The following is a 23,084-nucleotide window of genomic DNA, read 5'->3' as shown; positions in this document are numbered from 1 at the left end:
GTCGGATCAATCGACATGGACCTGCACAGCACCTATCCGGGGATCGAGGATCTGAAACGCCGCGCACGCCGTCGGCTGCCGCGCTTTGTCTGGGACTATGTCGACAGCGGCACCGGGGCTGAGACCGCGCTCAGACGCAACCGGGCGGCGCTGGACCGCATCGGGTTTCTGCCCGCCATCCTGAAAGGCCCGCTGGAATTCGACACCGGCACCCGCTTTTCGGGGCGCGACTACCCCCTGCCCTTCGGCATGGCTCCGATCGGGATGTGCGGGCTGGTCTGGCCTGGAGCCGAAGCGCTGATGGCCCGCGCCGCCGCGCAGGCGGGCATTCCCTATGTTCTGTCCACTGTCGCCAGCCAAAGCCCCGAGGACATGGCCCCGCATATCGGCCCCGACGCCTGGTTCCAATTGTACCCGCCCAAGGACCCCGAGATTCGTACCGACCTGCTGAACCGCGCCCGGTCCGCCGGGTTCGGCACTCTTGTGCTGACGGTCGATGTGCCCGTGGCCTCGCGCCGGGAACGGCAGACCCGCTCGGGCCTGACCCATCCGCCGCGCCTGACGCCGCGCCTGCTGGCGCAGATCGCCGCCCGCCCGGCCTGGGCCTGGGGCATGGCGCGTCACGGCAAGCCCCGGATGCGCACGCTGGACAAATATATCGACGGCACCACCAACCTGCCGCCCACGGCGCATATTGGATACCTGCTCAGGACCTCTCCGGGCATGGATTATGTCAAGTGGCTGCGCGACCACTGGCAGGGGCCGCTCATCATAAAGGGCGTGCTGCGCCCCGATGATGCCGAGCGGCTGAAGAAGGCCGGGATCGACGCTCTGTGGGTGTCGAATCACGGTGGTCGCCAGTTCGATGGCGCGCCGGCCAGCATCGACATGCTGCCCGCAATCCGCGCCGCGACCGACCTGCCGCTGATCTTCGACAGCGGCGTTTCGGGCGGGCTGGATATTCTGCGGGCGCGCGCCTTGGGCGCCGATCTGGTCATGCTGGGGCGGGCTTTCCTCTATGGCGTTGCAGCATTGGGCGCGCGCGGCCCGACCCATGTCATCGACATTCTGCGGCAGGATATGCTTGCAAATATGGGACAATTGGGCGCCGCAACGCTAAAAGATCTTCCGGATGTTACCGCAAACATTGATGCCGCGATGCAGCACGTGCCATAAAACGCCGCAATAGGCGGCGTTTGCGAGCGATAACATGCCGGTTCTACCCAGAACTACAGATATATCTGCGTGCAAACTCGGTCTATTAACACGGCCAAATGCAAAAGACCGGGACTTGCCATGACTGACTTCAAGAAAATCCTGATCGCCAACAGGGGTGAGATTGCCATTCGCGTAATGCGCGCCGCGAACGAGATGGGCAAACGCACCGTTGCCGTCTATGCCGAGGAGGACAAGCTGGGCCTGCACCGGTTCAAGGCGGACGAGGCGTATCGCATCGGCGAGGGTCTGGGCCCGGTCGCGGCCTATCTGTCGATCGACGAGATCATCCGCGTCGCCAAGGAAAGCGGCGCTGACGCCATCCACCCGGGCTATGGCCTGCTGTCGGAAAACCCCGATTTCGTGGATGCCTGCGTGCAAAACGGCATCACCTTCATTGGCCCCAAAGCTGAAACCATGCGCGCCCTGGGCGACAAGGCCAGCGCCCGCAAGGTAGCGATTGCCGCCGGCGTGCCGGTGATCCCGGCGACCGAGGTTCTGGGCGATGACATGGACGCGATCCGCAAGGAAGCGGCCGAGATCGGCTATCCGCTGATGCTCAAGGCGTCGTGGGGCGGCGGCGGCCGCGGGATGCGCCCGATCTATTCCGAAGACGAGTTGGAGGAGAAGGTTCTGGAAGGCCGCCGCGAGGCCGAGGCCGCGTTCGGCAATGGTGAGGGCTATCTGGAAAAGATGATCACTCGCGCCCGCCATGTCGAGGTGCAGATCCTGGGCGACAAGCACGGGCAGATCTATCACCTGTATGAACGCGACTGCTCGGTCCAGCGCCGCAACCAGAAGGTCGTGGAACGCGCCCCTGCCCCGTATCTGACCGAAGAACAACGCGTCGAACTGTGCGACCTGGGCCGCCGCATCTGCGCGCATGTGAACTATGAATGCGCCGGTACGGTGGAATTCCTGATGGATATGGAGACCGGCAAGTTCTACTTCATCGAGGTGAACCCCCGCGTCCAGGTCGAACACACCGTGACCGAAGAGGTCACCGGCATCGACATCGTGCAGGCGCAGATCCTGATCGCCGAGGGCAAGACCTTGGCCGAGGCCACCGGCAAGGCCAGCCAGGACGAGATCCGCCTCAACGGCCACGCGCTGCAGACCCGTGTGACCACCGAGGATCCGCTCAACAACTTCATCCCCGACTATGGACGCATCACGGCCTATCGCTCGGCCACGGGCATGGGTATCCGGCTGGACGGCGGCACGGCCTATGCCGGTGGGGTGATCACGCGGTATTACGACTCGCTGCTAACCAAGGTCACCGCCTGGGCGCCCACGCCGGAAAAGGCGATCGCCCGCATGGACCGCGCCCTGCGCGAGTTCCGCGTGCGCGGCGTTTCAACCAACATCGCCTTTGTCGAGAACCTGCTGAAGCACCCGACCTTCCTGTCGAACGAATACACCACCAAGTTCATCGACGAGACGCCCGAGCTGTTCCAGTTCAAGAAGCGCCGCGACCGGGGCACCAAGGTTCTGACCTATATCGCCGACATCACGGTCAACGGGCATCCCGAGACCAAGGATCGCCCGCGCCCGCGTGCCGACCTGAAAGAACCGAAGCCCCCCGCGCCCAAGGCCGAACCGCTGATGGGCACACGCAACCTGCTGGAACAGAAAGGCCCGCAGGCCGTGGCCGACTGGATGAAGGCCCAGCGCCAGTTGCTGATCACCGACACCACCATGCGCGACGGGCACCAGTCGCTTCTGGCCACCCGCATGCGCTCGATCGACATGATCCGCGTGGCACCCAGCTATGCCGCGAACCTGCCGCAGCTGTTCTCTGTCGAATGCTGGGGCGGGGCAACGTTCGACGTGGCTTATCGCTTTTTGCAGGAATGCCCGTGGCAGCGCCTGCGCGACCTGCGCGAGGCCATGCCCAACCTGATGACCCAGATGCTGCTGCGCGGCGCCAATGGGGTGGGCTATACCAATTATCCCGACAACGTGGTGCAGGAGTTCGTGCGCCAGGCCGCCAAGAACATCGACGTGTTCCGCGTGTTCGACTCTCTGAACTGGGTCGAGAACATGCGCGTGGCGATGGACGCGGTGATCGAGAACGGCAAGATCTGCGAAGGCACCGTCTGCTATACCGGCGATATCCTTGATCCGAACCGCGCCAAGTATGACCTGAAATACTATGTCGGCATGGCCAAAGAACTGCGCGATGCCGGTGCCCATGTTCTGGGCCTTAAAGACATGGCCGGTCTCTTGAAACCCGCCGCCGCGCGGGTTCTGATCCGCGCACTGAAAGAAGAGGTCGGCCTGCCGATCCATTTCCATACCCACGACACCGCCGGCATCGCCAGCGCCACCATCCTGGCGGCCAGCGAGGCGGGCGTGGACGTGGTGGACTGCGCGATGGACAGCTTCTCAGGCAATACCAGCCAGGCGACGCTGGGCACTGTGGTCGAGGCCCTGCGCCACACCGACCGCGACACCGGGCTGGACATCAAGGCGATCCGCGAGATCAGCGATTATTTCGAGGCGGTGCGCGCCCAGTACGCCGCCTTCGAATCCGGGCTGCAGGCCCCCGCCTCCGAGGTCTATCTGCACGAGATGCCGGGCGGCCAGTTCACCAACCTCAAGGCGCAGGCGCGGTCGATGGGGCTGGAGGAACGCTGGCACGAGGTGGCGCAGATGTATGCGGACGTGAACCAGATGTTCGGCGACATCGTCAAAGTGACGCCGTCCTCGAAAGTGGTGGGCGATATGGCGCTGATGATGGTCAGCCAGAGTCTGACCCGTGAGCAGGTCGAAGACCCCGATGTCGATGTCGCCTTCCCCGACTCGGTCATCGACATGATGCGCGGTAACCTGGGCCAGCCGCCCGGCGGCTTCCCGGAGAAGATCGTCAAGAAGGTGTTGAAGGGTGAAAAACCCAATACCGAACGCCCCGGCAAACACCTGCCGCCGATCGATCTGGAGGCCACCCGCGCCGAGCTATCGAAACTGCTGGAGGGCAAGGAGGTCGATGACGAGGACCTGAACGGATACCTCATGTATCCCAAGGTGTTCCTGGACTACATGGGCCGTCACCGGATCTATGGCCCGGTGCGCACCCTGCCGACCAAGACATTCTTCTACGGCATGGAGCCGGGCGAGGAGATCTCGGCCGAGATCGACCCCGGCAAGACGCTGGAAATCCGGTGCCAGGCGATCAGCGAGACCGACGAAAAAGGTGAGGTGAAGGTGTTCTTCGAACTGAACGGTCAGCCCCGCGTGATCCGGGTGCCCAACCGGATGGTCCAGGCCTCGACCATTCAGCGGCCGAAGGCCGAGCCGGGCAACGCCAACCATGTCGGCGCACCAATGCCGGGCGTGGTGTCGACCGTGGCCGTGACCGCAGGCCAGGAAGTCAAGGAAGGCGACCTTCTGCTGACCATCGAGGCGATGAAAATGGAAACCGGCATCCATGCCGAGCGCGACGCCACCGTGAAGGCGGTGCATGTCCAGCCCGGCGGCCAGATCGACGCCAAGGACCTGCTGATCGAACTGGAGTGACCAGTATCGTCACAAAAAAGGCGCGCCCCACGGCGCGCCTTTTTTTCGTTTCTACCCGTTCAGCCGTCGCTGGTTTCCGCGACGGGCTGTTGCGGCAACTGGTCCGGCGTGTCGTCGATCGAAACCTCGTCGTCCTGCTCGATCGGCGCCGGCAGGCCCAACAGGTCGTGCAGTTCATGCAACGCCGGATCCGACAGGTCGCGGCCGCCGGTCAGCGTGTCCAGCGCCTCTCGCGGATCATCAGCCTCGGCCAGCGCGTCTTCGGCCTCGGTCACGGCCTGTTCGGCCTCGGCCACGGCGGCTTCATACTTTTCCTGCGCGGTGATGCCTTCGGCGGCTTCTTCCTCGGTCGGCGCGAACTGGTCTTCGATCTCAGAGTCGGTCAAGCCTTGCAGGTCGGCCAATTCCCGTTCGCGCTGTTCAAGATCCTCGGCCGCGCCAGAGAAACCGAGTATGCTCTGCTGATAGCTGTAAAGCTTCCCCGGCATGCTGTTCGGGGCCGCGTTCATCAAAGCCGTCTGGCTGGCATGAGCAGCATTCAATCCCTTGAGTTCGGACGCGATCTTGCCGTGTTTGCTGGGTTTGACATAGGGTTCTTCCACCACCGTAGTCACGGGCGCGACCCTTGCCTTCCGGACCGGTGTCTCGGCCTTCTTTTTCCCTTTGAACAGGTTGTCCAGTTTCGCCACGAACCCGTTCTGCCCGGTGCTGCGGTTATTCGATTTGGCTGACTTGCGCTCGGTTTTGGGCTTGGACAGCCCCAATCCGGACAAGAAACCTTTGCCCTGACCCGATTTGCCTTTGCTGGCGTTGCTGCGCCCGGAATTGCCGCTCTTGGCGCTTCCGCGGTCGCCGGCCTTGTCGGCTCCTTTGCCCTTGCCGCCATCGTTGCCGCCGCCTTTGCCCCCACCGTTGCCGTTGCCATTTCCGTTCTTGGCAATCGCAATGTCAGGCGTGGCCACAACCGCAACGAAGCCGACCGCCCCGGCCAGCAATATCGATGTCGCCACGACCCGCGAAATTGAAGAAATCTTATGCATCACTAACTCCTTCCGAGCTATCCGGGACGAACGCATCACGACACGGATTGCGGACAAATAGAGATTAACGAATACACTAAATTTAGAAAGTGGCAAAAGTCTGACGACGAAACCCTGTCAGCTGTTGGACGCCAGTGTCCGGACTTGCATCACAACCCTTGACTCCCTGTGATCTTGGCGGTGCTTGTCCGGCTGACCGGCCATCAACGCCAGCAGGATTGCGCCTGCCAAGGCCACAAGCTTCAAATTCTCGACCCTGCCCCTCATTTCACCTCCACTATCGTCTCAGCCGGGTGTTTCAGGTTTTGAACGGCCGCGCGGCGCTGTTCCGTCGGAAAATTTTTTCGGTTTTCGTGCGTTTTTCCTCTTGCAGCTTTCCGCCAGAATTTATAGTTCACGCCTCACTCGACGGCGCGGGCGTAGCTCAGGGGTAGAGCATTACCTTGCCAAGGTAAGGGTCGTGAGTTCGAATCTCATCGCCCGCTCCAACGAGGACCGAAAGGTCATACAAGATATCTGTTTGCGGGCGTAGCTCAGGGGTAGAGCATTACCTTGCCAAGGTAAGGGTCGTGAGTTCGAATCTCATCGCCCGCTCCAGATGTCAGCTTTTTCCGAACACAAAGTCGGGTCCGACCCAGCCGCATATCGGCCGGATCGGTGTGCGTTGTCAGAACGCCTTGAACGTCATCGTGGTCAGCGACCGTTCGATGTTGGGAATGTCCAGCAGCCGTTCGTTGATGAAATGCCCCACGTCCTGGTCCTTGGGGATGTAGAGCTTGAGCAGCAAGTCCCATTCTCCGCTGGTCGAATACAGCTCCGAATGAATCTCGCGCAGCGCGATTTCTTCGGCGACCTTGTAGGTGGTGCCGGGTTTGCAGCGGATCTGGATGAAGACGCAGGTGGACATTTGCAATGACCTTGTTTGTTTCCTTGCGCGCAAGCTGGCACGCCGGGCAGCCGGGTGCAATCCCTTGCAACAGTTGGCCGCGACCGAAACGATCTGACTGGAATCCCCCGCCCGTCCCCGTCTATAAGCGCCCCTGTAGCAAGAGGATTTCGCCAATGCGCACAGCTTCGATCAGCCGCAAGACCGCCGAGACCGCGATTTCGGTCGAGGTCAACCTCGACGGCACCGGCACCTATGACAACCAGACCGGCGTGGGGTTCTTCGATCACATGCTGGACCAGTTGGCGCGGCATTCCCTGATCGACATGACGATCCGGGCCAAGGGCGACTATCACATCGACGACCACCACACCGTCGAAGACACCGGCATCGCGCTGGGTCAGGCGCTGACGCAGGCGCTGGGGGACAAGAAAGGCATCCGGCGGTATGGCGAGTGCCACCTGCCGATGGATGACGCGCAGGTGCGCTGCGCGCTGGACCTGTCGGGCCGACCGTTTCTGGTTTGGAACGTGGACCTGCCGACACCCAAGATCGGCAGTTTCGACACCGAGTTGGTGCGCGAGTTCTTTCAGGCGCTGGCCACCCATGGCGGCATCACCCTGCATATCGACCAGTTGCACGGGTTCAACAGTCACCACATCGCCGAGGCGGCGTTCAAGGCCGTCGCCCGCGCCCTGCGCCAAGCGGTCGAGACCGATCCGCGCAAAGGGGATGCGATTCCATCCACCAAAGGCGCGCTCTAGATGCTGACCGCGATCATCGACTACGAAAGCGGCAACCTGCACTCGGCGGAAAAGGCGTTTCAACGCATGGCGCGCGAGCTGGACGCGGGCGAGGTCGTCGTGACTTCGGACGCCGATGTGGTGGCGCGCGCCGATCGGCTGGTGCTGCCCGGCGACGGCGCCTTTCCCGCCTGCGAGGCCGAGCTGCGCGGGCACAAGGGCATCCACGATGCGATGGTCGAAGCGGTCGAGCAGAAAGGCCGCCCATTCCTAGGTATCTGCGTCGGCATGCAGCTGATGGCGACCACGGGCCGCGAATATACCGACACGCCAGGCCTGAATTGGGTGACCGGAGACGTGGTGCGGATCGAGCCCACGGACCGAACGCTTAAGGTTCCGCATATGGGGTGGAACGATCTGGTGATCGAGAGCGAGCACCCGGTGTTCGACGGCGTCAACTCAGGCGATCATGTCTATTTCGTCCACTCCTACCATTTCCGCGTCGCCAATCCGGCGCAGCGTCTGGCCCATGTGGACTATGGCGGGCCGGTCACGGCCGTAATCGGCCGCGACACGATGATCGGGATGCAGTTTCACCCTGAAAAAAGCCAGGATGTGGGCCTGAGGATGATCGGAAACTTCCTGACTTGGGCCCCCTGACCGGTTACTGCACGCGGGTCCAGGCCTGGCCGCGACAGATCAGGCCGCCCGCAACGCAACCCTTGACCGTCAGCTTGTTCTGACCGTCCAGCGACATCTTGGAGTTGTAGGTCTTGTCCCGGTCCGGTGCCCAGATCTTGCCGCCGCTGTAGCTGCCTCCGCCATCCGCGACCATGTCCCAGATGATGTTCTTGCCCAGGTTCTCATAATCCAGCTGCTGGTTTCCGTCCTTGTCGAACGCGCTGTCGATGATGCCGCAAACGGCGCTGCCGCAAGGGCTGATCGAAACGTGCAGATATCCGCCGGTATCCCCCGGCTGGGTTTTCCAAAGCCCGTCGACCGGGTCATCGGCACGTGCGCCAGTGGCCATGGTGACCAGCGCCGCAGCAGCGGCCAGAGCAAGTTTGTTCATGGTGTCCTCCCTGTTTTGCAGGCAGTCTGACCGCCGGCACCCGTTCCGGCAAGATTGACTTTGCGTCGCGTTGCATCCCCTGCCCCGCCTGTGCCATATCCCGCGCCAGTACCAGTCACGAGAAGGCCGCCCGACATGATCCTCTACCCCGCAATCGACCTGAAAGACGGCCAGGCCGTGCGCCTTCTGCGCGGCGAGATGGACAAGGCCACAGTCTTCAACGAAGACCCCGCCGCCCAGGCCCGCGCGTTTGTCGAAGCCGGCTGTGAATGGCTGCATCTGGTGGACCTGAATGGCGCTTTCGCCGGGGAACCCGTGAACGCCGCCCCGGTCGAGGCGATCCTGAAGTCCTGCGAGGTACCGGCCCAGCTGGGCGGCGGCATCCGCGACATGGCCACGATCGAGACCTGGCTGGACAAAGGGCTGGCCCGGGTGATTCTGGGCACGGTTGCGGTGGAAAACCCCGATCTGGTCCGTCAGGCGGCCAAGGCCTTTCCCGGCCAGGTCGCCGTCGGCATCGACGCACGCAACGGACGCGTCGCCACCAAGGGCTGGGCCGAGGAAACCGACGTGATGGTGACCGACCTGGCGCGCAGCTTTGAAGACGCGGGCGTGGCGGCGATCATCTACACCGACATCAACCGCGACGGCGCGATGCAAGGCCCCAATGTCGAGGCCACGGCCGACCTGGCCCGGGCAGTCTCGATCCCGGTGATCGCCAGCGGTGGGGTCAGTTCGCTGGACGACCTGATCGCGCTGCGCGACTGCGGCGCAAACTTGAACGGCGCGATTTCAGGTCGCGCGCTTTATGACGGAGCGCTTGATCTGCGCCAAGCGCTGGCAGCATTGCGCGACTGACCGCTTCATCTGGCCCGAAATATCCTCGGGGGTGAATTGGCCGCAGGCCAAGAGGGGGCAGACAGCCCCCTGCCCCTCCAAAACAAATTGCGCCGACAGAATCCCCAGGGCTATAACCACCCCATGCTAAAAACCCGCATCATTCCCTGTCTGGATGTCGCCGATGGCCGCGTAGTCAAAGGCGTGAACTTCGTGGGCCTGCGCGACGCGGGCGATCCGGTGGAATCGGCCAAGGCCTATGACGCCGCCGGCGCTGACGAGATCTGCTTTCTTGACATCCACGCCACCCACGAAAACCGCGGCACCATGTTCGACGTGGTTCAGCGCACGGCCGAGCAGTGCTTCGTACCGCTGACAGTGGGTGGCGGCGTGCGTACCAAGGATGACGTGCGCGCGCTGCTGCTGGCGGGGGCCGACAAGGTCAGCTTCAACTCGGCCGCCGTGTCCAACCCCGACGTGATCGCCGAAGCTGCCGACCAGTTCGGCAGCCAGTGCATCGTCTGCGCCATCGACGCCAAAACCGTCAGCCCCGGCAAATGGGAGATCTTCACCCACGGCGGGCGCAAACCTACCGGCATCGACGCCGTCGAATTTGCCAAAACCGTCGTCGCCAAGGGCGCTGGCGAAATTCTGCTGACATCGATGGACCGCGACGGCACCAAGGCGGGGTTCAACATTCCCCTCACCCGCGCGATCTCGGACGCGGTCGACGTGCCGGTGATCGCCTCGGGCGGCGTGGGTAATCTGGACCACTTGGTCGAAGGCGTGACCGAAGGTGGGGCCAGCGCGGTGCTTGCGGCGTCGATCTTCCATTTCGGCGAATACACGATCCGCGAGGCCAAGGAACACATGGCCGCTGCGGGTATCCCCATGAGGCTGACATGAGCATACTGGATGATCTGGCCGCCACGATCGCATCCCGCAAGGGCGCGGACCCCGAATCCAGTTGGACCGCCAAGCTGCTGTCCAAAGGCCCCGAGAAATGCGCCGAGAAGTTCGGCGAGGAAGCCGTGGAGGCGATCATCGAAGCCGTGAAGGGCGACCGCGACCGGCTGACATCCGAGGCCGCCGACGTGCTGTATCACCTGCTGGTCATGCTGGCCGCACGCGACGTGGCGCTGGAGGACGTTCTGGCCGAGCTTGCCAGGCGGCAAGGCACCAGCGGCATCGCCGAAAAGGCCGCACGCGACCGGGGCTGACACCCGGCTTTCACCAATAGCGTCCGCGCCCTATACTGGTTGACCGAAGCGCCTGTCGGGCGCAGGGTCGACAAGGGACGCAGGCATGTTCAAACCCATGATCTGGACAATGACGATGCTGGCCATTCTGGGGCTTGGCGCATGCACGTCCGCGCCGCCCGCCCGCAGCGACGATGTCGCGCGTCTGGCAGCCCAGATCCGGGCGCTGGGGCCCGAGGTGGACCCCGAAGAGGCCCAGCGCGCGGCTCGAATCGCCTACGCCTACACCGCGCAGCTGGCGCAGGAATACCAGATCACCGATCCGCCGCTGATCCACAATGCCAAGGTCAACAAGGGGCTGCGGCCGCGCGGGCTGTGCTGGCACTGGGCCGAGGACATGGAACGCCGCCTGAACCAAGAGAAGTTTCACACGCTGACCCTCCACCGCGCGATCGCCAATGCCGACAACCCGTTCCGAATAGATCACAGCACGGCGATCATCAGCCGCCGCGGCACTTCGATGTATGATGGAGTCGTCCTGGACCCCTGGCGCTATGGCGGGATTCTTTTCTGGGCGCCCTTGCGCAAGGACTCGCGGTACGAATGGGTCCCGCGCGACATCGTGCTGGAGAAACGACGGCAAGAGCAGGTGGCCCGGCTGAGACCGGCGGCGGTCAACTGAGCAGCTAGAGCTTGGACGAGATGATCCCCGTGGCGAACCCGCCCATACGCAGCTCTCCGAACAAGCGTTGATATTCGATCTTGGGGCAGCGGTTCATCACCACATCAACCCCGCGCGCCTGCGCCACCGCGGCGGCCTCGGCGTTTTCGACACCGATCTGCATCCAGATCGTGCGCAAGTCGGGAAAAGTGGCCAATGCCTCGTCCACGATCGGGGGAACGGCTTCGGACCTGCGGAAAATGTCCACCATGTCAACAGGTTCCGAGATTTCGGCCAACGAAGCCCGAACGGTTTCACCGAAAAGATCAGCTCCGGAATGGCCGGGATTGACTGGAATCACCCTGTACCCCTTGAGCGACAAGTAGCGCGCGACGTAATAGCTGGGCCGCACCGGATTCATCGACACGCCAACGACCGCTACCACCTTGGTGCGTTTCAGGACGGATCTGAGGAAGTCATCGGAATAGTCAGTCATGGCTGCAGCCTAGCCGTGACTTGGAAAAGAAAAAAGCGCCCAAGGATACCTTGAGCGCCAGTTGTTGGAACGAGGGACAGTGAAATGACCCGCGGCAGTTCCATTCCGCGGTCACTGTGACATTTAGGCATGAGTTAAGGAAAAAAAAGGGGCTGCGCGCAATTTTGTGATGACAGCTTGATCTCGGCGCACGTTCTCCAGTCATCGATACAAGATGTCAGGCCAGTTCACTTCGGCCTTGCGGATGTATTCCGCCATGTTCGCCTCCCATACCCTCTCGATCTCGGGTGAATGTGTAAGGTACAGGCGCCCGTCCACAATTTTCCAGGCTGTCGGGTCCGTGCTGCTAAGCTGACCGTGTGCCATGGCGAAGGCGCAATAGCCGCCAAACCGCGGAGCGAAGGCCCGTGGATTGCTTTCGAACGCCTCTCGATTCTCTTGAGAAACAAAATGCCACGCCGCTCCCTTCCACATCACCACGATGTCTGGCTTGCCCCGAACGGGGCGACCGTCCCGGAAATAGGACACGGTATCAAAGCCCGCCATCGCGCCGCTTGCAGTTTCAAAGAACACCGGTCGCTTTTGCGCCCACAGCGTGGTCGGGGCCATGCAGGCTAGGGAAAGACCGGTAAGGACAGAGCGTCGAGTCAGCATAGCAGTCACAGTTTGAGGGCAATAGGCGCTTCAAGATGCAACTTTTTTCGCGCCGCGAAACCCCCTTGACGCAGTTGTGAAGCCGCGTGTCACGCTGCGTTCAATCGAAAACGTCCTCGATAACATCCCAGGCTTCGTCGAGCACACGATACAGCAGGCCTTTTTTCTTTTTTCGGCGCTTGTTTTTGATCGGCACGTTGCGCCGCACTGCCACGCTGTCCGTCTTGCGCGGCTCGGGTTCCGGTGCTTTCTTGCGCGGCAGCATCTTGAGCTCATGCAGCGGGGCGCCGCAACTGGAACAGCTCAACTCATGCCGCTCGCGGCCTTTCAGGACCAGTGCGGCGCGGGTACCGCAATAACAGCATGTGGCAATCTTGGACGGGGCGGGAATGGCTGTCTCCTTTCAGTGCGGCTGAGACGCATATAGGGCAATCGCCGCAGCATTTGAGACGTTCAGCGAACCAAAACCGCCCGCCGCATCGATTTTGACAAGTTCATCCACGGTTTCCTTGGTCTTTTGCCGCAACCCCGGCCCCTCGGCCCCCAGCACGAGGGCCACGGGCTGATCGCGCCGGCCGTCCAGCGCCGCCTCGATGGTCTGATCGGCCTCACCATCCAAGCCCAGAACCAGGAACCCCATATTCTGCAACTTGACGATCGCGTCGGCAAGGTTGCGCACCCGCAGGTAAGGTTGGCGCTCCAGCGCCCCGCTGGCGGTCTTGGCCAGGGCACCGGTTTCCGGCGCCGAGTGATGGCGTGTGCCGATGACCGCGCTGGCGCCCAGAACCTCGGCCGAGCGCAGAATCGCGCCCACATTGTGCGGATCGGTCACGCGGTCCAGCAGCAGCACCCGAGGGTTTTTGCGCCCGATGCAATTCTCGGCAAGCCCCCCCCATTCCAGCGGCTTGACCTCAAGCGCCGCGCCCTGATGCACCGAGCCCGGGTCGATTGGTGCCGTGAACTTGCGCGGGTCGACGACCTCGGGCTGCAGTCCGGCCTCCGAGATCGCATCCGCCAGCTTGTCCTGCGCGTTGCGGGTCACGATCAGGCGCAGTTTCTGCCGCTTGGGGTTCATCAGCGCGTCGCGCACGGCGTGCAATCCGAACAGCCAGACTGTTTCGGACGCCGCCGCTTTGCGCGCCTGTTCTTTCTCGATCACCCACTTCGGTTTCTTCATTTTGCTGGCCTCCGGGCCGGGAAGGATGTTTCCTGCGCCAACGCGAAATTTTCCTGTTGACGCTGCTTTTGAGCGCTAGTAATCACGCCTCCACGTCAGGTGCAACGCCTGACAGTGGGCGACAGGCCGCAAGGTGTGGCAGGGGACTGTAACTCCCTCGCGGAGACGCACGCCTGGTTCGATTCCAGGGTCGCCCACCATCTCCACTCGAGCTTGTTGGAAATGGTGTCCGGGGCGCGCGTCTGGATGACGCGAATCCGCCCGACATTGCGTCAATGGCCGGGAAAACATGCGCGCCGCGGCAAAGCATGCGGTTGCACACCGCAAAATGCCTGCCAAGCTTGTAGGAAGGCACCGACGGTTCTGTCGCCGGACGGCACAAAAGTTTTCGAGGAAACCGATTTGCAACAGCGGGATAATCCGAATCCTCTTGCCGATCTTTACAACTCTCCTCGATGGACAGTTCACTTTTTTACAAAATAATATTTCCTTTCCAGCCACTTGTTGGGGAATTTTCCTTCTGCCCCCCATACTCGGCTTGCGAGGTTGTGTTTTACCCGACGGAAGAGGAGCCCGAGGGCGCAACCCGCTGAATGGGAGGAATTCATGTCAAACAAATCTGTCACGCGTCGCGGCGTGCTGAAATCTGGTGCCGTCACAAGCGCCGGTCTGGCTCTGCCGACGATCTTCACCGCCTCGTCGGCCGCGGCCTATACCAACGAACCCACGGGCGGATCGGTCACGCTGGGCTTCAACGTGCCGCAGACCGGCCCCTATGCCGAAGAAGGCAATGACGAACTGCTGGCGCAGCAGCTGGCGGTCGAGCATCTGAACGGCGAAGGCGACGGCGGCTGCCTGAACACCTTCACGTCGAAGGCGCTGAAAGGCAACGGCATCCTGGGCAAGAAGGTCGAGTTCGTCACCGGCGACACGCAGACCAAGTCGGACGCGGCGCGCGCATCGGCCAAGTCGATGATCGAAAAAGATGGCGCGATCATGATCAACGGCGGCTCGTCCTCGGGCGTGGCCGTGGCCGTTCAGGGCCTCTGCCAAGAGGCGGGCGTGATCTTCATGGCCGGCCTGACGCATGCCAACGACACCACCGGCAAGGACAAGAAGGCGAACGGCTTCCGTCACTTCTTCAACGCCTACATGTCGGGCGCGGCGCTGGCGCCGGTGCTGGCCAAGGAAATGGGTTCCGACCGTCGGGCCTATCACCTGACCGCCGACTACAACTGGGGCTGGACCCAGGAAGAGTCGATCGTGGCCTCGACCGAGGCGATGGGCTGGGAGACGGTCAACACCGTCAAGACCCCGCTGGCATCGACCGACTTCTCGTCCTACATCGCGCCGGTTCTGAACTCGGGCGCGGACGTGCTGGTTTTGAACCACTACGGCGGCAACATGGTCAACTCGCTGACCAACGCGATCCAGTTCGGCCTGCTCGACAAGGTCGTGAACGGCAAGGACTTCAAGATCGTCGTTCCGCTCTATTCGGAACTGATGGCCGCCGGTGCGGGCGAGAACATCAAGGGCGTGCTGGGTTCGATGAACTGGAACTGGCAGTTGCAGGATGAGGGCACCAAGGCCTTCGTGAAGTCCTTCGGCGAGAAATACGGCAAGCCGCCGTCGAACTCGGCTCAGACCTGCTATGCCCAGGTTCTGCTTTATGCGGATGCGTGCGAGCGCGCCGGCACCTTCAACCCCTGCGGCGTCGTCGAGGCCCTGGAAGGTTTCGAGTTCGACGGGCTGGGCAATGGTCCGACCCTGTACCGCGCCGACGACCACCAGTGCTTCAAGGACGTGCTGGTCGTGCGTGGCAACATGAACCCGACCAACGCCTATGACACGCTCGAGATCGTCGAGATCACGCCGCGCGCGCAGGTGGAATACGCACCCGACCACCCGATGTTCGCCGGCGGCGAACTGGGCAAGTGCAACCCGGGCGCATAACCCCGGCACGAGATTTTCCACAAGGAAATCTCTGAGTCCGCAACACGGCTCTTCCCGGTCTCATGACCGGGGAGAGCTGCCGGGACCAGTCAAAGGTAAGGACAATGGACGCAATCCTACTGCAAATTCTGAACGGGCTGGACAAGGGCTCGGCCTATGCGTTGATCGCGCTGGGGCTGACGCTGATCTTCGGCACGCTCGGCGTGGTGAACTTCGCCCACGGGGCTTTGTTCATGATCGGCGCCTTCTGTGCCGTCACGCTTCAGAAGATCTTCAACCTCAGCTACGAGGTGGTCGATGAGACCCAGACCGACTTTCTGGGCAACCCGCTGAAGGTGAAGACCCCCTATGTCGAAAGCTGGTTCGGCCCCGAGCTGGGCGCGACCATCATCGACTGGTCCGTGCCACTGGCCATCCTGTTCGCGATCCCGATCATGCTGATGGTCGGCTACGTGATGGAACGCGGCCTGATCAAGCATTTCTACAAGCGTCCCCATGCAGATCAGATCCTTGTGACCTTCGGCCTGGCCATCGTTCTGCAAGAAATCATCAAGTATTTCTTCGGCGCCAACCCGATCCAGACCCCGCCGCCTGCCGCGCTGAGCGGGTCCGTCGATCTGGGCGTGGCGCTTGGCTTTGACCCGAATGCCATCATCTATCCGATCTGGCGACTGGTCTATTTCCTGTTCGCGGTCGTGATCATCGGAGGCGTGTTCTCTTTCCTGCAGTTCACCACCTTCGGCATGGTGGTGCGCGCCGGCATGGCCGACCGAGAAACCGTGGGCCTCTTGGGCATCAACATCGACCGCCGGTTCACCATCATGTTCGGCATCGCCGCCGCGGTGGCTGGCCTCGCGGGCGTGATGTACGGGCCGCTGAACCCGCCCAACTATCACATGGGCATGGACTTTCTGGTGCTCAGCTTCGTGGTCGTGGTCGTCGGCGGCATGGGCTCGCTACCCGGTGCGGTTCTGGCCGGGTTCCTTCTGGGCATCCTTGAAAGCTTTGCCTCGACCACCTGGGCGACCACCACGATCCCGGGCATCAACCAGATTATCATCTACCTGGTCGCGATCATCGTTCTTCTGACCCGTCCGCGGGGATTGATGGGCCGCAAAGGCGTGATGGAGGAATAACCCATGCTGGGACTGAACAAGAAAGACACAAGCCTGCTGATCGTCGTCGCAATCCTGACGCTGCTGGCCCCCTTCATCCTGAACCCCTTCCCCACTGACAGCGCCATGGCACAGTTCAATGCGGGCTATCCGGACCTGATGCAGCGGTTCGTGATCTTCGGCATCTTTGCCATCGGGTTCAACATCCTGTTCGGCCTGACCGGATACCTGTCCTTCGGCCACGCGGCCTTTCTGGGTGTGGGTTCCTACTCGGCCGTTTGGATGTTCAAGCTGCTCAGCTACAACGTCATTCCAGCCATCGCGTTGAGCGTCGTGGTCGCCGGGCTGTTCTCGGTTCTGATCGGCTATGTCAGCCTGCGCCGGTCGGGGATCTACTTTTCGATCCTGACGCTGGCCTTCGCGCAAATGAGCTTTGCGCTGGCCTATTCGGTGCTGTCGAACCCCAAGTTCAACCTGACCAACGGGGAAACCGGCCTGCAGGTCTATGCCGACGATCCGCAGATCCTGCAGGGGGCCAATGCGCCCGATCTGCCGCATCTGTTCGGCCTGCCGATGCGCGCGACCTACACGATGGATGTCGGCGCGTGGAGCTTTGACTTCAACGCGGGCTACTATCTGTGCGCGGTGATCATGATGGTGGTGTTCTACCTGGCGATCCGCATCTTCCGCTCGCCCTTTGGCATGATGCTGCGAGCGGTGAAGTCGAACCAGCAGCGGATGAACTATACCGGGCTGAACTCCAAGCCCTACACGCTGGCAGCCTTTGTGATCTCGGGCATGTATGCCGGCCTGGCCGGTGGCCTGATGGCCGCGATGGACCCGCTGGCCGGCGCCGAGCGGATGCAATGGACCGCCTCGGGCGAGGTCGTTCTGATGACCATCCTGGGCGGCACCGGTACTCTGATCGGACCGGTTCTGGGTGCTGGCTTCATCAAGTATTTCGAGAACATCTTCTCGAAGATCAACGACAACGTCCTGCACGGCTGGTTCGCCTTCCTGCCCGACGGGCTCGAGGACGCGGTGGTGTTCATCATCCACCCGTTCATCGGCAAGGGCTGGCACCTGACCTTGGGCATCCTGTTCATGCTGGTGGTGATCTACCTGCCCGGCGGGCTGGTCGAGGGCGGTCAGCGGTTGCTGAACTGGATCCGCCGCAAAAGCGTTGGCGGGGACGACACCCGCGAAGGCAAAACCGAGCCGGCAGAATAAGGGAACGCGTCAATGGCAATTCTGAAAGTAAAAGATGTCAGCAAGCGCTTCGGCGGCCTCAAGGCCCTGACGGACGTGAACCTGAGCGTCGAGGAGAACTCGGTCCATGCGATCATCGGCCCCAACGGGGCGGGCAAGTCCACCCTGCTGAACTGCCTGGTGGGCAAGCTGATCCCGGATACCGGTTCGGTCTTGTTCGACAACCAGTCTGTGCTGGGGCGCGAGCCGTACCAGATCAACCAGATGGGCATCAGCCGGGTGTTCCAGACCCCCGAGATCTTTGGCGAACTGACCGTAATGGAGAACATGCTGATCCCCATCTTCGCGATGCGAGACGGGGCATTCCGCATGCACGCCTACGAGACCATCGCCAACGAGAAAGAGGTGGTCGCACAGGCAGAGGCCATGCTGGAAGAGATGAACATGGCCGACAAACGGCACATGCATGCAGCCTCGCTGTCGCGCGGTGACAAGCGGCGACTCGAGATCGGCATGTGTCTCAGCCAGAAGCCTCGCCTGCTGCTGCTGGACGAGCCCACAGCCGGTATGGCACGGGCCGACACCAACAACACCATCGACCTGCTGAAGCAAATCAAGGATGAGCGCGACATCACCATCGCGATCATCGAGCACGACATGCATGTGGTGTTCAGCCTGGCCGAGCGGATCACCGTTCTGGCGCAGGGCACGCCGCTGGTCGAAGACACCCCCGAAAACATCCGCGGAAACCCCAAGGTCCGAGAAGCCTATCTGGGCGAGGCGGCGTGAGGAAAAGCTATGAACGAGAAACCTGACTTTTCGAAAAACGCCAACATGGCCAGCACCGCGCCCGCGTTCCTGTCGGTGTGGGACATGCATTCGTACTACGGCGAAAGCTACATCGTCCAAGGCGTCAGCTTCAACGTCCACGAGGGCGAGATCCTCGCCCTGCTGGGGCGCAACGGGGCCGGCAAGACTTCGACTCTGCGCTCGATCGCGCGCGTGGGCGAGCCCGAGGTGCGCCACGGCGAAATCTGGCTGGACCACAAGCCGCTGCACAACATGACCAGCTACGAGGCCGCCGCCGCCGGGTTGGGTCTTGTGCCCGAAGATCGGCGGATCATCCCAGGCCTGACGGTCGAGGAGAACTTGCAGCTGGCCCAGATCGCCCCCCCGATCGGCTGGTCGCTGGAACGGATCTACGAGCTGTTCCCGCGTCTGGGCGAACGGCGCAAGCAAGAGGGTGTGACTCTTTCGGGCGGCGAACAGCAGATGCTGTCGATCGCCCGCGCGCTGGCCCGGGACATCAAGGTGCTGCTGCTGGACGAACCCTATGAGGGCTTGGCCCCGGTGATCGTGGACGAGATCGAAAAGACGCTGATCCACATCAAGCAGCAGGGCATGACAACCATCATCGTCGAACAGAACGCCGTACGCGCGCTGCAACTGGCCGACAGGGCAATCATTCTGGACACCGGCTGCATCGTGTTTGACGGCACCGCGGACGAAGTGCTGGAAAACACCCAGCTGCGGGAGGAATATCTGGCGATCTGACCGTCAATTGGGCAGGCAGGCCCATTCGGCCACGACCTGCCCCTGCCGCAGGGCCAGAACCGTGCCGAACTGGTTCAAAACCGCTTCACTCTGACTGGGGCGCAGCAAGGCGATATCTCCGGGCTGCGCCTTGGTTGTTTTGGGACCCACCCAGACCTCTTGATTGCTTGAACGCCCGAACACGCCGGAATAGCCGAACCCGTCGGGCCAGACGGGGCTGGCCAGATAGTGCCCACCGGAAATGGCGAGGTTGGTCCGGCGCAGTCCGGGCAGGTCGATCCCCGGCACCGGGTTGCGCGGCATCACCTTGAGAACCGGCGTGGCCAGGAACAGAGCGGGCGAAAACGCCTGCGTCGATGCGTGGTCGAAATCCGAAGGTTTCACCAAAACCGACCCAAAGGCGACCTCGGTCGCCGGGCTCCGCGTGGCCGGATCTTGGAAGGTCAGGCTGCCGCCGGTGTTCAGGCACAGCCCCTGCGCCCCCTGCCCAAGCGCAGCGACCGCCTGCTCATAGGCTTTCGCACTGGCTCGCCGCGCGCGGCGTCGGAGCAACGCAGGCAGTTTGGCCAAATGCACCTCGTACCCCATCAGCCCCGACAGAGCGGCATGGGCATGACCCGCGATCCGCGCCGCAACGCCTGCGACCTGATCGGCGGCCAAGCCACCGCGGTGCAGGCCCACGTCGATCTCGAGCGACAGGCGCAGGGTTTGGTCCGTGTCAGCGGCCAGCGACAGATACGCGTCCAGCCGCTGTGGCGCGTCGATCAGCCACTGCACCCGCCGGGCGGCGTCGGGATGCGTCTCAAGAATCCGCCGGGCGGCGGTGACCGGCAGCGGTTTGCCCAGCAGGTGATCGGTGTCCGGCTCGGCGGCCAGCAGGGCCGACAGCATGGATTCGGAAAAGCTCATCAGGCCCGTTGTGGAAATCCGGGCGCGAATATGGTCCAGCAGAGGCAGGCACGGCAGCGATTTGGCCACAAGCCGGGCCTGCAAGCCGTGGCCCAACCCCGCGCGGGCAGCGTCGCAATTCGCCTCGACCCGGTCCATATCGACGACGGCAACCGGCCGGTCGACGCCATGATCGCGCAGCGCTTGGGTGAGATGTTCGAAATACTCTGCGGTCATGGGCGGAACATCCGGGCCAGTGCGGGCGTCAGGAACTTGCCCTTTGGATCCAGCCGTTCACGCAATGTGCAGAAGGCATCGAAATCGGGATAGAGGCGCGACAGATCGGAATAGGTCAGGCTGTGCAGCTTGCCCCAATGGGGGCGGCCGCCAGCCTGCAGAAACAGCGGCTCCATCGCCTCGAAATAGCGCAGATGGCCTTCCTTCGCATCGGTGTGGATGGCAACCGATACCCGTGGGCCACCTTGGAATGGTGACAGGCAGGCGTCGTCGCCCGCGGTCTGGCGCACCTCGATCGGGAAATAGATGTCGGCGTGGTCACGCTCCAACCGCCGAATCAGTTCGGACAGCACGTCCCGGGCGTTTTCGGGCGGCAGGTGGTATTCCATTTCCTTGAACCGGATGTGCCGGTCGCTGCACAGAACGCGCCAACTTTCACCGACGTAGTCCTCGTCGGACTGGGCCAGCGTCAGCAGACGTAGCAGGGCGCGCCGCGAGCCGGGGCTGAACCGACCTGCATTGCGCGCCAGCTTCAGAACCTTGACGGCGATCATGTCCAGATCGCGCGGCGCGCGGGTCTTGGGCGCGTCGGTGATATCGTGCCGGATTTCAACGGTCTCGCCGGTGAAGGGGATGTAGAAGAACTCGAAATTCCTGTTCTCGTCCCAATGCTGGTGCATGCGCTCCAGTGTGTCCTGCAGGTCGGACAGACGCACCCGACGGCGCAGATTGTATTTCGGCACGACGTTGATCTGTGCCTCGGTCACGATGCCCAGCAGACCCAGCGAAACCTGCACCATGTTCAGCGGAATATCGTCGGTGGTCAGGGTCTGCCCGCCAGCGCCGATCAGCCGGGCCGCGGTGATTTCGGCAGACAGGCACGGCAGGGTGCGCCCGGTGCCGTGGGTCGCCGTGGCTGCCGCGCCGGCCAGGGTCTGCACATTGATATCACCCAGATTGCGGAAGGCCCTGCCGTGCTCGGCCAGTGCCGGCGACAGATCGCGCAGCCGGGCATTGGCGTTGACCCAAGCCCGCTCCCCTTCGACCCGCGTCACGGGGGGCAGGTTTAAGGCTGTCAGGTCAATGATATGCTGCGCGCCCGGAACCAGCGGGGTGAAGGAATGCCCTGCCCCGACCGGACGCAGGGTTTCGGCCGAGGCGATCAACTGTTGAAGGTCTTCGGTCGTGGTCAGCCGCTTGGGCCGTATTTGGCTGGTCTGGTTGCCTGCCCAGTTCTGCCACATGGCTGATCCTCCTCCCATCCGGAGCAGAGGATTGCAGCCGGGGCGAAACCGAACAATACCGGTTTTCAGGACGTTACGTCGGGAAAACTGTTATTCGGCGGCAGGCCGCAGGTTGGCGACGCTGTCGAACCAGGCCTCGATGACGTCCAGATCGGGTTCTAGCGCCTGCGCCGCACCATCGGTGAATTCCACGAACTTGTCACGGTTCAGGCCGTTGACCCCGACCAGAACCGGGATATCAAGCGACAGCGCCTCGGCGATGACGGGGCGGAACCCGCGGCCATCGGCCTCGTGTTTGCCGAACTTGTTGACGATCAGCAATTGCGGACGGTTGGCCAAAGACGCCGTCACATAGCCCACCGCCTGCTCCAACGCCGCCGGGTCCAGTCGGCACCCGCGCGACTGGCTGCCCAACGACTGCGAGATACGGATGGTTTCGCCATCCGGCAGCACGCGCAGGTCCATGTCGCATTTGCTGCTGTCGGCGCATTCGGAGTTGGTCTGAACCACACCGGCCAGACGGGCGCCCTTGGCCAGCAGACGTTCAGCAACCGCGCTCAGCAGGCGGTCGGTTGCGCCGCGATCGGTAGTGGTGACATAGGCCAGGTGCATCGGCAGACCTCTCTGGGTTTCATTGTGTTGTTTCAATTAGCACGCATGAGGCGCCCCTTCCAGCACCGCATCAAGGCAGCGGAGACACTCCGATCACCGGCGCGTGCAGGTGCAACAGCGCGGCATAGGCCAGCCCTGCCACCAACCAGACCCAGGGCCTCGGCCAGGGGCGCGGCAGCCGCAGCGACAGGCGTGCTGTGTTGCGCGACAGGTGCGGCCAATCGGCCCCCATCTCGCGCGCCTTGCGCCTGTCGATCAGGGCCATGCCCATCCAGGCGAAACCCGCGAACAGGCCGAACAGGACCACATGTGCCAAGCTGCCATTGGCCAGCAGATGCGCCAGCGCCCACAACACTATCGCCAACAGGATCGGGTGGCGGGTGGTCCGCAGGAGACCGGACAGCTCGGGGTTGAACGGGCGACCTCCCAGCCCGCCGAAGGAAAACGGGTTGGTCGCCGCCAGCCCGGCCACCGCCAGCCAGCAGACGACGGGCATCACCAGCAGAGGCACCCAGCGCAGGATCGCCAGCGGCGGGATGACCTCGACATAGGGCGCGTTGGCCGCGGCCACGATCAGCCAGGCCAGAACCGCCAGCGACAGCGCGGAATAGACCGCGAAATAGGGTCCGCGCCCCATCAACCCGATCAGCCGCCCGCGCACTGCCGGATGCGCCGGAATGGCGTGGCTGAGCAGAAAGATCAGAAGTGCAGCAACAAAAGCGCCCCAACCGGCCATGGTCATATCCGCCTGTTTTGCACCCGGAATACCGGGG

Annotated in this window: 25 protein-coding genes and 3 tRNA genes; 17 read left to right on the top strand and 11 right to left on the bottom strand. The window is 62.8% G+C overall.

Annotated elements, in window-relative coordinates:
• Positions 1-15 precede the first annotated feature (15 nt).
• Positions 16-1,176: an alpha-hydroxy acid oxidase gene (locus AC2FM3_RS02550; protein WP_496678813.1), complete on the top strand. Its 1,161-nt coding sequence runs from the start codon at positions 16-18 to the stop codon at positions 1,174-1,176.
• A 120-nt stretch (positions 1,177-1,296) separates the two neighbouring features.
• Complete coding sequence (locus AC2FM3_RS02545) at positions 1,297-4,734, top strand: pyruvate carboxylase (protein ID WP_496678811.1); 3,438 nt, start codon at positions 1,297-1,299, stop codon at positions 4,732-4,734.
• A gap of 59 nt (positions 4,735-4,793) precedes the next feature.
• Here AC2FM3_RS02545 and AC2FM3_RS02540 read toward each other — a convergent pair whose 3' ends face one another.
• Positions 4,794-5,774, bottom strand: coding sequence for a hypothetical protein (locus AC2FM3_RS02540; RefSeq protein WP_496678810.1), 981 nt, complete (start codon positions 5,772-5,774; stop codon positions 4,794-4,796).
• Between the two features lie 413 nt (positions 5,775-6,187).
• On the opposite strand from AC2FM3_RS02540, the gene AC2FM3_RS02535 reads away from it, so the two are divergent.
• Both AC2FM3_RS02535 and AC2FM3_RS02530 read left to right on the top strand, forming a co-directional pair.
• Positions 6,188-6,262 (top strand) — tRNA-Gly (locus AC2FM3_RS02535).
• A gap of 34 nt (positions 6,263-6,296) precedes the next feature.
• Positions 6,297-6,371: transfer RNA gene (locus tag AC2FM3_RS02530), tRNA-Gly, on the top strand.
• A gap of 70 nt (positions 6,372-6,441) precedes the next feature.
• On the opposite strand, the gene AC2FM3_RS02525 is transcribed toward AC2FM3_RS02530, so the two are convergent.
• Positions 6,442-6,681 carry an Lrp/AsnC ligand binding domain-containing protein gene (locus AC2FM3_RS02525; protein ID WP_149774720.1) on the bottom strand — a complete coding sequence of 80 codons (240 nt, stop codon included), beginning with the start codon at positions 6,679-6,681 and terminating at the stop codon, positions 6,442-6,444.
• Positions 6,682-6,836: 155 nt separating this feature from the next.
• Here AC2FM3_RS02525 and hisB point away from each other — a divergent pair, with 155 nt between their 5' ends.
• Positions 6,837-7,424 (top strand): imidazoleglycerol-phosphate dehydratase HisB, encoded by a 588-nt coding sequence (hisB, locus tag AC2FM3_RS02520; protein ID WP_496678809.1) that lies wholly within the window; start codon positions 6,837-6,839, stop codon positions 7,422-7,424.
• The gene (gene hisH, locus AC2FM3_RS02515) at positions 7,425-8,063 is read left to right on the top strand and encodes an imidazole glycerol phosphate synthase subunit HisH (protein ID WP_496678807.1); all 639 of its coding nucleotides are present in this window, start codon (positions 7,425-7,427) and stop codon (positions 8,061-8,063) included.
• 4 nt (positions 8,064-8,067) lie between these two features.
• Here hisH and AC2FM3_RS02510 read toward each other — a convergent pair whose 3' ends face one another.
• On the bottom strand, positions 8,068-8,475 hold the full coding sequence (locus AC2FM3_RS02510) for a DUF2147 domain-containing protein (RefSeq protein WP_496678805.1): 408 nt from the start codon (positions 8,473-8,475) through the stop codon (positions 8,068-8,070).
• A 135-nt stretch (positions 8,476-8,610) separates the two neighbouring features.
• Between AC2FM3_RS02510 and hisA the strand changes: the two genes are divergently transcribed.
• The 4 genes from hisA (at position 8,611) to AC2FM3_RS02490 (ending at position 11,193) form a co-directional block, all read left to right on the top strand.
• Complete coding sequence (hisA, locus tag AC2FM3_RS02505; RefSeq protein WP_496678804.1) at positions 8,611-9,333, top strand: 1-(5-phosphoribosyl)-5-[(5-phosphoribosylamino)methylideneamino]imidazole-4-carboxamide isomerase; 723 nt, start codon at positions 8,611-8,613, stop codon at positions 9,331-9,333.
• A 123-nt stretch (positions 9,334-9,456) separates the two neighbouring features.
• On the top strand, positions 9,457-10,218 hold the full coding sequence (gene hisF, locus AC2FM3_RS02500) for an imidazole glycerol phosphate synthase subunit HisF (RefSeq protein ID WP_496678803.1): 762 nt from the start codon (positions 9,457-9,459) through the stop codon (positions 10,216-10,218).
• Positions 10,215-10,532: a phosphoribosyl-ATP diphosphatase gene (locus AC2FM3_RS02495; RefSeq protein ID WP_496678801.1), complete on the top strand. Its 318-nt coding sequence runs from the start codon at positions 10,215-10,217 to the stop codon at positions 10,530-10,532. Before hisF ends, AC2FM3_RS02495 begins: the two co-directional genes overlap by 4 nt.
• Before the next feature lie 85 nt (positions 10,533-10,617).
• Positions 10,618-11,193: a hypothetical protein gene (locus tag AC2FM3_RS02490; RefSeq protein WP_496678800.1), complete on the top strand. Its 576-nt coding sequence runs from the start codon at positions 10,618-10,620 to the stop codon at positions 11,191-11,193.
• 4 nt (positions 11,194-11,197) lie between these two features.
• Here AC2FM3_RS02490 and AC2FM3_RS02485 read toward each other — a convergent pair whose 3' ends face one another.
• From AC2FM3_RS02485 to rlmB, 4 genes are all read right to left on the bottom strand, one after another.
• Positions 11,198-11,668 carry a CoA-binding protein gene (locus AC2FM3_RS02485; RefSeq protein WP_496678799.1) on the bottom strand — a complete coding sequence of 157 codons (471 nt, stop codon included), beginning with the start codon at positions 11,666-11,668 and terminating at the stop codon, positions 11,198-11,200.
• Between the two features lie 201 nt (positions 11,669-11,869).
• Positions 11,870-12,277 carry a YHS domain-containing (seleno)protein gene (locus AC2FM3_RS02480; protein ID WP_496678798.1) on the bottom strand — a complete coding sequence of 136 codons (408 nt, stop codon included), beginning with the start codon at positions 12,275-12,277 and terminating at the stop codon, positions 11,870-11,872.
• A gap of 145 nt (positions 12,278-12,422) precedes the next feature.
• Complete coding sequence (locus AC2FM3_RS02475; RefSeq protein ID WP_496678949.1) at positions 12,423-12,713, bottom strand: hypothetical protein; 291 nt, start codon at positions 12,711-12,713, stop codon at positions 12,423-12,425.
• A 12-nt stretch (positions 12,714-12,725) separates the two neighbouring features.
• Positions 12,726-13,499 carry a 23S rRNA (guanosine(2251)-2'-O)-methyltransferase RlmB gene (gene rlmB, locus AC2FM3_RS02470; protein ID WP_496678796.1) on the bottom strand — a complete coding sequence of 258 codons (774 nt, stop codon included), beginning with the start codon at positions 13,497-13,499 and terminating at the stop codon, positions 12,726-12,728.
• 116 nt (positions 13,500-13,615) lie between these two features.
• On the opposite strand from rlmB, the gene AC2FM3_RS02465 reads away from it, so the two are divergent.
• From AC2FM3_RS02465 to AC2FM3_RS02435, 7 genes are all read left to right on the top strand, one after another.
• A tRNA-Tyr gene (locus AC2FM3_RS02465) sits at positions 13,616-13,699 on the top strand.
• Positions 13,700-13,745: 46 nt separating this feature from the next.
• Positions 13,746-13,982, top strand: a complete 237-nt coding sequence (locus tag AC2FM3_RS02460; protein WP_496678794.1) for a hypothetical protein — start codon at positions 13,746-13,748, stop codon at positions 13,980-13,982.
• A 123-nt stretch (positions 13,983-14,105) separates the two neighbouring features.
• Entirely contained in the window at positions 14,106-15,452 is a 1,347-nt protein-coding gene (locus AC2FM3_RS02455; RefSeq protein ID WP_496678792.1) for a substrate-binding protein, read from the top strand.
• 104 nt (positions 15,453-15,556) lie between these two features.
• Complete coding sequence (locus AC2FM3_RS02450; protein ID WP_170340251.1) at positions 15,557-16,588, top strand: branched-chain amino acid ABC transporter permease; 1,032 nt, start codon at positions 15,557-15,559, stop codon at positions 16,586-16,588.
• A gap of 3 nt (positions 16,589-16,591) precedes the next feature.
• The gene (locus tag AC2FM3_RS02445; RefSeq protein WP_496678790.1) at positions 16,592-17,797 is read left to right on the top strand and encodes a branched-chain amino acid ABC transporter permease; all 1,206 of its coding nucleotides are present in this window, start codon (positions 16,592-16,594) and stop codon (positions 17,795-17,797) included.
• Between the two features lie 12 nt (positions 17,798-17,809).
• On the top strand, positions 17,810-18,565 hold the full coding sequence (locus AC2FM3_RS02440) for an ABC transporter ATP-binding protein (RefSeq protein ID WP_496678788.1): 756 nt from the start codon (positions 17,810-17,812) through the stop codon (positions 18,563-18,565).
• A 9-nt stretch (positions 18,566-18,574) separates the two neighbouring features.
• Positions 18,575-19,330 carry an ABC transporter ATP-binding protein gene (locus tag AC2FM3_RS02435; protein WP_093964811.1) on the top strand — a complete coding sequence of 252 codons (756 nt, stop codon included), beginning with the start codon at positions 18,575-18,577 and terminating at the stop codon, positions 19,328-19,330.
• Between the two features lie 3 nt (positions 19,331-19,333).
• On the opposite strand, the gene AC2FM3_RS02430 is transcribed toward AC2FM3_RS02435, so the two are convergent.
• The 4 genes from AC2FM3_RS02430 to AC2FM3_RS02415 all read right to left on the bottom strand — a co-directional run bounded on the left by AC2FM3_RS02430 (position 19,334) and on the right by AC2FM3_RS02415 (position 23,047).
• The gene (locus AC2FM3_RS02430) at positions 19,334-20,455 is read right to left on the bottom strand and encodes an alanine racemase (RefSeq protein ID WP_496678786.1); all 1,122 of its coding nucleotides are present in this window, start codon (positions 20,453-20,455) and stop codon (positions 19,334-19,336) included.
• The gene (locus AC2FM3_RS02425) at positions 20,452-21,699 is read right to left on the bottom strand and encodes a D-arabinono-1,4-lactone oxidase (RefSeq protein WP_496678784.1); all 1,248 of its coding nucleotides are present in this window, start codon (positions 21,697-21,699) and stop codon (positions 20,452-20,454) included. Before AC2FM3_RS02425 ends, AC2FM3_RS02430 begins: the two co-directional genes overlap by 4 nt.
• A 90-nt stretch (positions 21,700-21,789) precedes the next feature.
• Positions 21,790-22,311 (bottom strand): DUF2478 domain-containing protein, encoded by a 522-nt coding sequence (locus AC2FM3_RS02420; protein ID WP_496678947.1) that lies wholly within the window; start codon positions 22,309-22,311, stop codon positions 21,790-21,792.
• A gap of 70 nt (positions 22,312-22,381) precedes the next feature.
• A complete protein-coding gene (locus AC2FM3_RS02415; RefSeq protein ID WP_496678782.1) occupies positions 22,382-23,047 on the bottom strand; it encodes an NnrU family protein in 666 nt (221 codons plus the stop codon).
• Positions 23,048-23,084 lie beyond the last annotated feature (37 nt).

The organism is Ruegeria sp. BHSB172, assembly GCF_059613165.1.
This window is presented reverse-complemented; position numbering and strand designations above follow the sequence as displayed.